The sequence below is a fragment of the Pedobacter sp. Hv1 genome (assembly GCF_001412215.1).
Lineage (GTDB): Bacteria > Bacteroidota > Bacteroidia > Sphingobacteriales > Sphingobacteriaceae > Pedobacter.
In genome coordinates this window covers 172,958-187,412 of record NZ_LLWP01000003.1, presented here as the reverse complement: position 1 = coordinate 187,412, position 14,455 = coordinate 172,958, and the positions used below count along the sequence as shown (strand labels likewise).

The following is a 14,455-nucleotide window of genomic DNA, read 5'->3' as shown; positions in this document are numbered from 1 at the left end:
CTATCGTGGTTAACGATAGGTTTTGATATAATTACTACCTTATTTAAAACAGTTTAACGTGAGTATTGGAGGTAAAATTAGGTTTCTTTTATTGCTTTTAGGCATTTGCTGCATAGCCACAGCTTTGTCTTTAGACAATTCAATTACCAAAAAAGACCTGTTAATACATGAAGCGAGTGAACTACAACAAAATTTAGCAACCAAAGAAAGAGTTGTTCAGAACTTTCTATCAAACCCAGCTAAATTAAATGAACTTAAACAACTTTATAAAGACGAGAAACTAGCCCTCGATTTTATAAAGACTTATAGAGATAACGGCATTAATTTGCTGGTCTACAAAAATACGGAGCTTCAATTCTGGAGTTCGGTAAAAGCACTGCCATCTAATACTTTTCGTTTAAAGGAAGGTACCTCATTTTCTCAACAACCAAATGGTTGGTACGAGCTGATTAAAAAAACAGAAGGACCTTATACCTTTTTATTTTTAATTACGGTTAAAACACAATTTAGTATTGAAAACCAATACCTTAAAAATCAGATCGCACCAGAATTATTTCCTAGAAGTAGCCTTGATCTAGCATCGTTTACAGATAAAGACATTACAGAAATCTTTAATATTCAAAAAGAATACCTCTTTCCGGTAAAGCTAAGTCACGAATATTCAAAGAATATCTATGCAATGATACAGATCTGGTTGTGGATAGTAGGTTTGTTCAGCATCTGTTTGTTTGTAAACTCGTATTGCTCGTGGTTGGTCAATAAAGGATTAGCTGTTGCAGGTACGTTTATGCTGGTTATCTTCTTTTTTGCATTTAGGTTAACAGATCTACAGTTTTTCTGGTTCAATCATCAGTTTGAATTAGAAATCTTTAACCCATCAATTTATGGAGCGAGTGATTTTCTGCCTTCTCTGGGCGATCTTTTCTTAAACGTACTCTCCATGTCCTGGATAGGATTTTTTGCCTACCAACATCGACATAAATATCATTTGCCTAAATGGATCGTCGAAAATAGGACGGCTAGTTTTGCATTTCAGGTACTGGCTTTACTGATCCTCTCGAGTGTAGCTTTTATTGTAAATGATATTTTTTCGGGATTAATTTATAACTCTAAGATCGATTTCGATATTACCAATATCATCAATTTGGGATGGATAAGTTGGACCTGTATCATCATCTTATGCCTAGTTTGGTTTAATATCTTCGCTTTAGCAAAAATATTAATGGAGCTAAGCAAGCAATTGGTTTTAAGCAATAAAGAGAAACTTGTTGTTTTTATAAGTATGCTAGCTGCTTATACCGCTTATAAGTTAATAGATGATTTTTCTGAATTTGATGTTTTCTATTTGGTGTATGCTTTATTGCTTTTCATCATCGGGTGGAATAGTTATGTGCAAAAGAATAGGTTTTCAATTAGTGCGTTTGCCACTCTGTTTTTTTGTATGGCTTCTTTAACCTCAATTAAATACCTCAGATTTAATGATTTAAAAGAACAAAGTAACCGAAAGATCATTGCCGAGAAGTTGACGCAGGTTGATGATCCGAAAGTGATCAATGCAATAGATAGTTTTGAAAAAGGAGTTTCTAAAGATTCGATCGTTGTTGAGTATTTTAAAAAGCCTAGCCAATTGCAATCTTTTAGATTAGACAGTTACATTAATAAAAAATACCTTGATGGTTATTTAACACGTTTCGAAGCCAAAATTTTTGAATTTGACAACAGAGATTCCACTCTGCGTGTTGATGGAAAAGCAAAAATGGCAAGGTACAGAGAGCTGGTTAAATCAGGCTCTGTTAAAACTCAAGATTCTAACTTCTTTTACCGCATTAACAACACATTTGGCTTCCAAAATTATTTCGGAATTATCCCAATTGTAGATAATGGCAATATCCTAGGCACATTAGTGGTCGAACTAGTATCTCAGAACTATGATTATAACAGCCATTTTCCGGTCCTTTTAATTGATGGGAAATTAAAGACGGATGAAGACTTTAGTGATTATTCATTTGCATTTTATAAAAACAACGAACTGATTAAACAGGCTGGTAAGTATACCTACCCCATGTTTAATAAGCGGTTTAAAGGGGCCATGGATAAAGAAATCCATTTTGTAAGCGACCAAGAGAAAGATAGAGAAGAGGCCGTAGGGAGCACAATGGAGCGGCCAAGATATAGCCATGCCATTTACCAACCCGATAAATCTAAGTTGATCATTATCAGTAAAGAAAAGGTGCCTTATATAGAAAGACTGTCTACTTTGTCTTTTTTCTTTTTGGTGTTTATCGTATCTGGAACCCTCTTTTATTTCTTTATTTGGATACTGACCAATGTAGAAAACAACAAAGCAGGTTGGTTTAGCATTAACCGTTATTTAATGATTAATGCCAATAAAATTCTCTACAAAACCAGGATTCAGGTTTCCATAGTTTTATCTGTTGTGGCCACATTGTTAATTGTTGGCTGGACAACCTTCTTTTACATTAGAGAAGAGTATAAAACGCAACAAGAAGATGCAATTAGAGAGAAAGTAAAAAAAGTACAGATTGCTTTCGAAAAACAGGTTGAAAATGATGGAGAGATTAAAACAGGGGAGGAAGCACAGTTTCAGTTTGATCAATTTGCAAATATAAATGCAGCTTTTTTAAACTTATACGATACCAAGGGTAACTTGATTTTAACTTCTTTACGTAGGATGTATGAATACGGAATACTTGGTAGGAAAATGGGGCCAATCGCTTTTATGGAACTGAGCCTAAGGCAGCGATCTGAATTCTTAAACACGTCTGAAAAAATCGGCACCTTTAAATACGCAGCTGCTTATGCGCCCATTCGCGATGTGCAGAACAAAACCATTGCCTATATTGGTTTACCCTATTATTCAAATGAAGCAGATTATGAGGCCAAGATTGGCTTATTTATCAATACGCTGATCAATATCTATGCGCTTGTTTTTGTGCTCATAGGGATACTTGCGGTAGTTTTAGCCAACCAGATTACAAGTCCCCTTACTTTTATCCAAGAGAGCATTAGAAGAACTAAATTGGGGCAACAAAACCAACCCATTGTTTGGCATCGTCAGGATGAGATTGGTTCACTCATCAAAGAATATAACAAAATGATTGCGGCATTAGAAATTAGTGCTACTAAACTGGCTCGATCAGAACGAGAGAGTGCCTGGAGAGAAATGGCAAAACAGGTGGCACATGAGATCAAAAACCCCTTAACGCCATTGAAATTAGGGGTACAATTGCTCGAGAAATCATGGAAAGAAAATGATCCCAATTTTGAAAAGAAATTTGCCAGCTTTAATAAGTCATTTATAGAACAAATTGATAGTTTGGCCACTATTGCCTCAGAGTTTTCCAACTTTGCCAAAATGCCCGATACCAAGTTGGAGAATTTAGAATTATTGCCAGTTATTGAACAAGCTATTGCTGTGTTTAACAATACAGATAATGTAGAAATAGTAGTATTAAACAGAACTAACCGGGCAATAATTGTTTTGGGAGATAAAGATCAATTGTTACGTACTTTCAATAATTTATTAAAGAATGCGATAGAAGCAAGTGAGGGTAAGGCCAGCTGTGCCATTAAAATCCACATTATCAATGACGAGAGGTATGTTCAGATAGAAGTAGAAGACAATGGTAAAGGGATAGATTTAAGTTTACAGGATAAAATATTTGTACCAAACTTTACGACCAAATCATCAGGAACTGGTTTGGGCTTGGCTTTTGTAAAACAAGCTATAGAAAATGCTGGTGGAACGGTAGAATTTACCTCACTGTTAAATGAGGGTACTACCTTCCATTTGAGTTTCCCTTTGGTGAAGAGTTAAGCAGTTGTACTTAAGGCAAAGCCGAACAGAAAAGCTTATTGGGCTTTAACTTCAATAAAAACCATCCGATACCTATTTTACCTTGCTGTAACTTATCTAAGTGTAATCTGGCTTTTACCCATGATAAAGCCATCGGTGTACAGAATAATGGAATAAGTGCCTTTTATAAATTCTTTAGGGTTTTCCCACTGAATTTTATAACTAGAATTGTCATCGTTATAATTGAACTGCATTTTGCTGCTAAACTGCATTTGTTGCCCATCGGCCTCAAACATGTCTGTTTCTCTTGCAATGAGATTGCCTGCCGGATCAAATACTCTTAAATACACAGTATGGTAATTCTTTTCGGCCAAGGTATTGGGGACAATATTAAAACTGATGGTCAGCTTCTCTGTGGTACTGGCCCTAGTTACCAATACATCTTTACCACTATTTTTAATTTTAAAGGCATTAACAGTAATGTCGCTCGCTTTTAAGGCCGCCCCAACTTTTACTTTGGCATTTAGATTCTCATTTTCCTTTTCAAGGTTCTCTGCCTTTTGGCTATAATTATCTGAAGTAGTTTTTAAGCTGTCTCGCTCAGTTTTTAAGTAAGAATTTTCTTTCTCTAACCTAATAATTTGATCGTTGTAGTTTTTTACAAACTCTCTTAATTCTTTGATCTGATCTTGTGCTTTATCTAGGTCGCCTTGGGTAAGTTTCCCTTTTTGTAGCGCCAATTTTAATTCTGCAATTTTCTTTCTGGCAAGGTCTTGTTCTTGTTGTAGCTTTTCGCTTAGATTTACGTTTAAGGCATTTACTTTGTCAAGTTCAACCTCTATCTTTTCAACTTCTAGCTTAAGCCTATCTTTTTCGGTACTTACAGTTACAAATCGACTACTTTGCTGTTTATCTTTAAAGTAGAGATAAGCGTTTATTCCTAATAATGCGGCGATAACTACAATTAAAAAATAAACTTTGTTTCGGTCAACTTTATTTACGGGATCTTGCTCTTGCATACTAGCTAATTTTTTATTGACATCGAAAAAAATGTCGATAAATTTACTCTTAAAGTGATGTTAATTATTTTTTTGGGATAGCTAACATAATATAAAAAACTGATAAGTCTAAAAAATGTAGCACTTTTGTAACACATTTTTTAAAAAATAACGTTTAAATACCAACAGCCAAATTGGGTTGATGGTGTGTTAAACTTTAGCAAATATTGTAAATAAACTACTCATTACTAATAATATATAATGGTTAAAAGCTTTATCGGTATACTTTTACTCTTACTCACCACTTCTTTTTTCTCAGTTGCACAGAACAGCACAAATATTGGTCCAAAACGTGAGTTTAGAGGTGTTTGGGTAGCTACCGTAACAAATATAGATTGGCCATCTAAACAAGGCTTATCCGTAGATCAACAAAAACAAGAACTAATAGGGATATTAGAGCAGCATAAAAAGACGGGTATGAACGCCATTATGTTGCAAATTAGACCAACGGCCGATGCGTTTTATGCCAAATCAAGAGAGCTTTGGAGCCATTGGTTAATGGGCACTCAAGGGGTTTCTCCTGCCCCTGGTTACGATCCGTTGGCCTTTGCCATTAAAGAAGCTCATTTTAGAGGCATGGAATTGCATGCTTGGTTTAATCCTTATCGGGCAACGATGAGTGCAGGAGCAATTACAAGTCAAGAGCACATTACTAAAAAGCGACCAGATCTTTTTTATACCTATGGCGGCCAAAAATTATTTGATCCGGGCTTGCCTGAGGTAAGAGAATATATTGTGCAGGTTATTCTGGACGTAGTAAAGGAATATGATATTGATGGGGTACATTTTGATGATTATTTTTATCCATATCGCATTGCCGGGCAAAAAATAACTGATGAGGCAACTTTTGCCAAATATCCAAATGGATTTACCAATATAGATGATTGGAGAAGGAATAATGTAAATCTCTTGATCAAAATGGCTAATGACAGCGTTCATCATTACAAGAAATATGTAAAGTTTGGCGTAAGCCCTTTCGGGATTTGGAGAAATTATAGAGAAGATACACTCGGCTCTAAAACCAGTGGCTTGTCAAACTATGGAGAACTCTATGCCGATTCTAGGAAATGGATTAAAGAAGGGTGGGTAGATTACATTAACCCACAGATCTATTTTACCTTTAGTAGGGCAGTAGCTCCTTTTGGTGTTTTGGCCGATTGGTGGAGCAATAATACCTATGGTAGGCATTTATATATTGGCCAAGCAGCTTATCTTGTACATGGCATGCCATCAAAAAGAGAGGCCGCTTGGGGTAACCAGAGCGAAATTCCAAATCAGATCAGGTACATGAGAGCGAATGGCCGCATACAGGGCAGTGTATTCTTTAGCTCTAAATCTTTAGCAACCGTAGCAAAAGGGGTACAAGATACGTTAAGGAATGACCTCTATAAATTTCCTGCATTACCTCCACAAATGCCTTGGCTTGATGATGTAATGCCAAATGAGCCTCAAAACTTTACAGCTGATGCAGAAGCTGGTGGCGTACATTTAAAATGGGAGAAACCTTTAAAGGCAAAAGATGGCGAAACCGCATCAGGTTATGTCATCTATCGTTTTAAAGAAGGAGAAAAAATAAACATTTTAGACCCTAAAAATATATTAAGGATCAGTTTTGAAGACTTTACCTTTTATTTGGATACAAGTGTAGAGAAAGGGAAAAGATATAATTATTTGGTAACTGCGCTAGATCGTTTAAAAAACGAAAGCGAGCCAAGCGGCCCTGTAGGTGTAATAGCTAAATAAATTAATGGAGGATGCCCTCTTTAATGAAACCATTGGCTTGGAGCTTGTCTAGTAACTGATTAATTTGGAGATCTGTTGAGCCAAATAAACTTTCTTTTAACCAAAAAGCTTCATGGATAGCCATTCTATTGGTAATTCCACTTTTGATAATGGCCAATAAAGTATCTTCTATATAGTTGAGCTGTGTTGCTGGATTAGGAAATCTTAATAAATGTGCAGTTAAGGCTTTTTCTAAAAGTGGTAGCTTACCAAAATCACTTTGTAGAAATGTCTGAAGATCTTCAGGGTTGTTAGCTACATATAAATCCCAGGCTTTGCCAGCTAGGTTTAAATCGTTTGTAGTTAGTTTTTCTCTGTTAGGGTAAAGTTGGGTTAGTTGCACTGCATTTAATTCGCCAAGGCCCCTAAAATTAGGAATGCCGTCAAATCGATCAGGGCAGATCAATTGAATGGAAAGGTTTGGGGCATTAACCTCTCTTAAAACACTTAAAATATAGATCAGGTTGATCTGGCAAACCAGATCGTATTCGAACCAAAGGATCAGCTCATCATAAATCTCTATATTTTTTAATCTTTTAACTTCTTCCAATACATTTTTCTGATAATTGACTTCGTTTTCGTTAAAAGTGCTACAGATCCATTTCGCTCTTGTAGCCCATAAGTCTGTATGAGAAACAGGTCCTTCGGCCAGTATTTCACGCCAAACTAAAATATCGCCGTCAAATGAAGTTTGTTTGAAGACTGCTAAAGTAGCATCGCCATTTAAAATATGAAGTGTTTTCATAGGCCTAGCACAAAAAAAAGACCATCTGATTTTTCAGATGGTCTTTTAAAGGTATCATTTTTCAAATTATTTTTCTGGTGTCAATACCAAACGGATATAGTTATTGCCGTTTAAATATTTTTGTGCAGCAGCCTTACTTGTGGCTACTGTAACGCCATTTACTCTCTCTTTATTGGCTAATACCTGGTTTATATCATCGCCATTTTTTAAGCGGTTGCTCAAATAATTGATCCAGAATCCGTTATCTCTAAGGCTTAATTCCTCTTGTCTTAATTCCTCAGATTTGAATTTCTTTAAATCATCTTCAGTTGCGCCATTGAGCTTAAATGCATTTACTTCTTCTAACGAAGCATTGATTAATTTCTCGGTATTGGCTTTAGAACAGCTAAATGAAATGGTGAAATAATAATGGGCACTTGGATATTTCTGTAGGCTTAAGCTAACGTTTGGACTATAAACACCACTTTCTTTTTCGCGTAAGCGCTCTAAAATTTTAATCTCTAATGCAGCCTTTAAAGCGTCAAGTTGAGTGTTGTTCTCTACATTATACTCATAATCATCATGGAAGTATAGTTGTACAGTAACCTTATCTTCTAAACCTCTAGATACTGTTTTGCTTACTTTTCCTTTTGGCGGATTAACACCATGATCGATAAAGTTCTCATTTTTATTTAAAGCAGGTAAACTTGCCAAATAAGTGGCAATAAAAGGTTTCATCTTTTCTACATCGAAGTTACCTACAAAAACAAAAGTCTGTCCACTAGCATCTGCAAAACGGTCTTTGTAGAAAGCAAAAGCTTTATCTATCGAAATTCGATCAATGTCTTGCAAGGTGGTAGGCATTGCACGTTTGTTGTAGTTTGCCAAAACAGCTTGTACTGTATCTGCATATACACTTGCAGGGCTACTGTTTTTGTTTGCAGTAATCACCTTCATATCGCTGATGTTCTTGTTAAAGATGTCAGCGTCTTTACGAGGGTTGGTAGCGTAAGCATAAATCAATTGAAAGGCGGTCTCAAGGTCTTTAGGAGAAGTACTACCAGAAAAACCTTGGTACTCATCACTAATGTAAGCTCCTGCAGAGGCAGTTTTACCAGCTAAATACTTACTTAATTGGGTAGGGTTGAAATCTCCCACACCACTTTGGGCAATTACGTTGGCGTTTTCTGCTGAGATTAGATCAGCATCACTTGCCAATGAAGTTCCTCCCTTGCCAAATGAAGTGAAGATCACTTGGTCATTTTTAAAATCTGTAGGTTTTAACACTACTTTGATCCCATTGCTCAATGTTAAAGTCGTAATTCCAATTTTATCATTTTTGGTTTCGTTAACAATGGTGCCGGCTGTAGGTAATTTGGCAATTAAAGGTTTATTTACGGTATTGTCTACGTAGGGAGTAACGCCGTTGCCTGCAGATTTAAGCGTTGCTATCAATTGTGCCTCGGTAGGTAGATCTTTAGCATCCTTTTCTGGTGCTTGAACCACAATGATTTGATTGGTTTTGGTAATTAGATTTTTAGCAACAGCGTTGATATCTGCTGCGGTTAAATCTTTGATTATTTTTTTAGCTTCATTGTAACTGTATTCTGCAGATGGGATGCTCGATCCAGTTAAGAAATTTTCAAGATATTGCTGTACATATACCGCAGACTTAGTTTTGTCTTTTTCTTTATACTGTTTCTCTAAACCGGCATCAAGTTTTTTCTTAATGGTTTCAATTTCACCCTCGGTGAAACCAAATTTAGCCATACGCTCATTTTCAGCAAGTGCAGCTGTCATTGCTTTTTGCAAATCAGCGGTAGTTTTAGCAACGGCAGCAGTTTGAAATGCGCTAATGCCCCAAACTAAGCCACCTTGGTATGGACCATATGTACTTTGTGCAAATAAAAATGGAGCATTTCCTTTTTGCATCATTTCTTGTAAACGAGAACCTAACATATTATTGATCATGGCATGGATCAAGCTCATTCTGAAATCGGCTTCCGTTTTTACTACACCTTCACGATGTTTGTAAATTACCTGTACAACATTGTAAGGTTGTTCTTTATCTGTTGCAATTTTTACCAATGGCTGGGCATTGTCTGGTAAATCGTAACTTAACCTAGGTTTTGGATTAGCAGGGTTTTTTAAATCAGAGAAGTTCGCTTTGATTAAGCTTTCTACTTCATTTACATCAAAATCGCCAACCGCAATTACAGCTTGTAGGTTTGGTCTATACCAATCGGCATAAAATGAACGGATTTTATCGTGAGTAAAGTTATTCAAGATATCTACCTTACCAATTGGGATACGTTTCTCATACTGTGAGTTTGCCAAAAGGAATGGGAGCAATAAATTGCTCATCCTTTGTTGTGCATTTTTACCACGTTGACGGTCTTCTTCAACAATAACTCCTCTTTCATTATCGATATCAGCACCATTCATACTTACCTTACCTGCCCAGTTGGCCAATATTTTAAAGCCAGTTTTAAAAACGGCTACACTGTCTGTAGGGATAGGCAATTGATAAACCGTTTGGTTAAAGCCTGTGTAAGCATTTAAATCTGCACCGAAACGAACCCCTGCTCTTTGTAGGTAATTGATCATTTCGTTTTTTGGAAAATCTTTAGTGCCGTTAAATGCCATGTGCTCTGTAAAGTGAGCAAGACCTTGTTGGGCATCTGTTTCCATTAACGAGCCAATTCTATTTGCTAAATAAAGTTCAGCTCTATTTTTAGGTTCAGTGTTTTTGCGGATATAATAGGTTAGGCCATTCGCTAATTTACCAATTTTTACATTCGGGTCATTAGGAATAGCTTTATTAGCGCCAGCTTTTTGGGCAGTTTTTACTGCCGGTGCCTTGGTAGCTATGGGTTTCTTTTGCGCTAGTGCGGGTTGTGCAAATAGTATTGTTGCAAGTCCCCAGACTAAAATTTGATGTTGTTTTTTCATAAATAGATGAATTTGATTCAATTATACTTTTATAATGATATTCTTTTTATACATAAACCAAAGGATGACAAAGAAAAACATCACAAACACAATGGCATAAGCCAAAGATGCATTGATGGGAGAGAAATAAGGGGGAAAGAAAGACTGGTAGAACCAGCTTAGTGCACCAATTTCATCACCATTAGGCTGTTTGATTTTGATCATGTTTACTAAACGAGGCATTAAGCCTGAAACAAAAAATACGGTAATTGCATTTACCCCATATATTACAAAAGGTTTGGTAAAGCGATTATAGTGGTTTACATCAATGATCCAATAAGAGAGCGCTAAAACTACGGTAGCTAAACCTCCAGTATATAATACATAAGAGCTGGTCCATAAGGCTTTGTTAATAGGGAATTGTAAATCCCACAGTAAGCCAGCAATGATACAGATACAACCAACAGAAAAAAGCCACGCTATTTTTGTAGCGGCTTCAACATCTTTACGTTTCAAGTAAACGCCAACTAAAACCCCAAAAAGACCTGTAGCTACAGCCGGTAAAGTGCTCAAAATACCTTCTGGATCCCAGGTTACTGCCGATTTCCATAAATGCGCCTCCGTTAATAAGGTTCGGTCTAGCCATGCCCCCAAATTTGTTTCTTTCTCTAAGTTGGCATAACCGAGCCCAGGAACAGGAACAAATGTCATCAAGGCCCAATAAGAAACTAGGATAATAATAATGGCTCGGAAAATATTCTTTTCAGAAAGCTTTAAAAATAGAATAGACGAAATAAAGAATACTACCCCAATTCTTTGCAATACACCGGGGATACGGACATGTTTAATTGCTTCAACGAAATCGAAATCACGAAAATTTCTAGGAAATATAGAGAGGAAAAGACCTAGCCCAAAAAGTGTTAAGGTTCTCTTCAATGCTTTTAAAAGGGTTTTGTTATGACTAGAAGGATCAGCTTTTTTACTGCCCATTGCGTACGCAATAGAAACCCCTACAATAAATAAAAAGAAGGGGAAAACGAGGTCTGTTGGTGTACAGCCATTCCATTCTGCATGTTCTAAAGGGGCATAAATATGACCCCAGCTACCTGGATTGTTAACCAGTATCATTGCAGCTACGGTTAAGCCGCGAAAAAAATCAAGCGATAATAATCGCTGGGGTTTGAGTTCCATTTGTTTCAAAATTATCTTCTATAAAACGCTTTTCCTAATTAATTGGGAAATTTAACGAACTAATATAGAAGATAATTTTAAAACTATGGTAAATGGTGATCAAAGAGTTAGAACTTATACCTTACAAAGGCTTCCATTGCTTCATAATCAGCTAAGCCCAAATTGTCGTATGCTTTTGCGGTTTCTCTATTTCTATCCTCTGCTCTTTGCCAAAACTCCCTAGCATCATCACCCGGAAAAACAGCTCTGTCTTTTTGAGATTGATGTTTGAAAATAGCAAACTTCTTACGCTCAACTTCTTGAGGGCTCAATGGAACCGCCATTTCAATTTCGTGTGTTTCAAACTCTAGCCAAGCACCACGGTACATCCATAGCCAGCAATCACTTACCCAGCTTTCGGTTTTTTGTAGTCTTTTTAAGGCTTCTATTATAATGTTGAAACAAACAATGTGTGTGCCGTGTGGATCTTCAAAATCGCCAGCAGCAAATACTTGATGAGGCTTTATTTTCTGAAGAAGCTCCATGGTTAATAAAACGTCAGCTTCTGTAACTGGGTTTTTTTGGTTTTTACCACTTTCGTAAAAAGGTAAGGCCATAAAATGAATATGATCATCTTCTAACCCACAGTAACGTGCACCTGCAATTGCTTCTCCTTTTCTAATCAATCCTTTAACGGTTTGTATCTCTGGGGTGTCAACCTGGTTGGGTTGTTTTTTTTCAATGAACGTACGCATTTTGCTATACATCTCTTTCATTTCTGGTTGTCCCATACCCATTCGTTCAGAGAAATCGATATTGAATTCTACAAAACGTAAAGCATCATCATCCCATACCGCAGTATTTCCAGAAGTCTGGTAAGCTACGTGTACATCGTGATGTTGGTCAACCAAGCGAATAAATGTTCCGCCCATAGAAATTACATCATCATCAGGGTGTGGTGAAAAGATCACCGCACGCTTTTTAGCTGGCTCAGCTCTTTCAGGTCTTTGGCTATCGTCGGCATTAGGTTTTCCACCTGGCCAACCTGTAATGGTATGCTGTAATTTATTGAAGATATGAATGTTTATATTGTAAACAGGGCCTTTTTCTAGCGCCAATTGAGCCATTCCATTGTTGTTAAAATCATCTTCAGTTAATTTTAACACAGGTTTTTTCAATTTAGTAGCTAACCAGATTACTGCTTTTCTAGTCAGTTCTTCTGTCCAGATACAGTCTTTTACCAACCAAGGCGTATCAAATCTAGTTAATAGAGATGCTGCATCTTCATCTAAAATAAATTCTACATTATCAGAAAGCTGTAGATAGGTTGCTGGTACATCACTAGAAATTTCGCCTTCAACGGCTTTTTTAATAATTGGCGACTTTTTACGGTTCCAGGCCATCAATACAATCTCGCGAGCTTTGAAAATTGTACCAATTCCCATGGTAATGGCTTTGGTAGGTACAAAAGACTTGCCCCCAAAATCTCTAGCTGCATCTCTACGGGTAAGGTCATCTAAGGTAACTAAACGTGTACCAGAGTTTGGTGCAGATCCAGGCTCGTTAAAACCAATGTGACCTGTACGGCCAATACCTAGTATCTGCATATCTAAGCCACCAAAATCACCTATTTTGCGCTCGTAATCCAAACAGAAAGCTGGAATGTCTTCTAATTTAAGTGTGCCATCAGGAATGTGGACATTGCTCTTATCGATGTCGATATGATCAAACAAATGTTCATTCATGAAAGAAACATAGCTCTGGGCAGCATTGGGCTGCATTGGATAGTATTCATCCAAGTTAAAGGTAACTACATTTTTAAAGCTTAAGCCCTCTTCTCGGTGTAAACGAACCAATTCTGCATAAACTAAAATAGGGGTAGCACCTGTTGCTAAACCTAAAACAGCATTTTGATTGTGTTTTTGCTTTTCTTTAATAATGTTTGCAATGCGATGAGCAACGCTTATGGATGCTGCTTTCGGGTTGTTAAAAACGGTAACAGGAAGCTTTTCGAACCTCGTTTCTTCTAATAGATTTAATCTTGCCATTAAATGGTTATTATTTAGTGAACGGAGCAGTAAATATAGGAGTATTTTTAAATATTTTTAAAAAGATTATAAATTTAATTTGAAACACTTGTAGCTTCTAGTTTTTTGAATCTTACAGGTTATCAAACCATATCATCACTGAATTAAAAATCATAGAATTTCTAGGCCTTTAACTTTATATTCTTCCAACCGATCATCTTCGGTATCCAATTCTGTTATTAAGAAATTAATATTTTCTAATGCTGCTACCTTTAAACGTAAAGAAATATTGAGTTTTTCTGAAATGCACAGCACAGCCGATCTTTTGGAAGAATTGAGCATAGTTTTCTTTAGCTGGTTAATTTCCCAATCTGTATCAGTGATCCCGTCTTTAGGATGCAATGCACTTGTTCCCAATAAGCATAGGTCGGCGTTGATTTCAGAGAGTTGACTAATGACATGTCCTCCGTAAGTAATTTGTGAGTTTTTAGAAAATATCCCGCCAATTAAAATTACTTCAACTTTAGGGTATTTGGCTAGTTCAATAGCTACTAATGGGCTGATGGTAAAAAATGTTGCCTGTAGGTATTCTGGTAATTGTTTAACCATTTCTATAATGGTTGTGCCTCCGCCAGTTAAAATCACCATTCCATCTTTAATTAATGGGATAGTTTTCTTGGCAATACTCATTTTGGCTTCCTTGGCATAAACGATGCTGTTGTCAAACGATGAGTGGTACGATTTGGATAAGGCTCCACCATGTACTTTATATAAAAGGTTATCATCAGACATTTCTTGTAGGTCACGTCTAATGGTGTCTTCAGAAACATTTAATAATTGTACAAGGTCGGAAGTGAGTACCCTATTATGTAGGTTAACTTGACGCATTACATAGTCATGCCGTTCTTTTTTTAACATCTAGCTCATGGTTTGAACCACTAATATA

The 14,455-nt window shown here is 36.6% G+C and carries 8 protein-coding genes; 2 read left to right on the top strand and 6 right to left on the bottom strand.

Annotated elements, in window-relative coordinates; all coding sequences use genetic code 11:
• Nucleotides 1-58: 58 nt before the first annotated feature.
• The gene (locus AQF98_RS07195; RefSeq protein ID WP_235524185.1) at nt 59-3,838 is read left to right on the top strand and encodes a HAMP domain-containing sensor histidine kinase; all 3,780 of its coding nucleotides are present in this window, start codon (nt 59-61) and stop codon (nt 3,836-3,838) included.
• A 92-nt stretch (nt 3,839-3,930) separates the two neighbouring features.
• Here the strand turns inward: AQF98_RS07195 and AQF98_RS07190 are convergent, their stop codons facing one another.
• The gene (locus AQF98_RS07190; RefSeq protein WP_055131250.1) at nt 3,931-4,836 is read right to left on the bottom strand and encodes a hypothetical protein; all 906 of its coding nucleotides are present in this window, start codon (nt 4,834-4,836) and stop codon (nt 3,931-3,933) included.
• A 240-nt stretch (nt 4,837-5,076) separates the two neighbouring features.
• On the opposite strand from AQF98_RS07190, the gene AQF98_RS07185 reads away from it, so the two are divergent.
• Complete coding sequence (locus AQF98_RS07185) at nt 5,077-6,618, top strand: glycoside hydrolase family 10 protein (protein WP_055131249.1); 1,542 nt, start codon at nt 5,077-5,079, stop codon at nt 6,616-6,618.
• 1 nt (nt 6,619) lies between these two features.
• Here AQF98_RS07185 and AQF98_RS07180 read toward each other — a convergent pair whose 3' ends face one another.
• From AQF98_RS07180 to AQF98_RS07160, 5 genes are all read right to left on the bottom strand, one after another.
• Nucleotides 6,620-7,402, bottom strand: a complete 783-nt coding sequence (locus AQF98_RS07180; protein WP_055131248.1) for a DUF1835 domain-containing protein — start codon at nt 7,400-7,402, stop codon at nt 6,620-6,622.
• Between the two features lie 66 nt (nt 7,403-7,468).
• Nucleotides 7,469-10,333 (bottom strand): pitrilysin family protein, encoded by a 2,865-nt coding sequence (locus tag AQF98_RS07175; protein ID WP_055131247.1) that lies wholly within the window; start codon nt 10,331-10,333, stop codon nt 7,469-7,471.
• A 21-nt stretch (nt 10,334-10,354) separates the two neighbouring features.
• Nucleotides 10,355-11,503 carry an acyltransferase family protein gene (locus tag AQF98_RS07170; protein ID WP_055131246.1) on the bottom strand — a complete coding sequence of 383 codons (1,149 nt, stop codon included), beginning with the start codon at nt 11,501-11,503 and terminating at the stop codon, nt 10,355-10,357.
• Nucleotides 11,504-11,610: 107 nt separating this feature from the next.
• Entirely contained in the window at nt 11,611-13,530 is a 1,920-nt protein-coding gene (gene nagB, locus AQF98_RS07165) for a glucosamine-6-phosphate deaminase (protein WP_055131245.1), read from the bottom strand.
• Between the two features lie 150 nt (nt 13,531-13,680).
• A complete protein-coding gene (locus AQF98_RS07160) occupies nt 13,681-14,427 on the bottom strand; it encodes a DeoR/GlpR family DNA-binding transcription regulator (RefSeq protein ID WP_055131244.1) in 747 nt (248 codons plus the stop codon).
• Between the last annotated feature and the right edge of the window lie 28 nt (nt 14,428-14,455).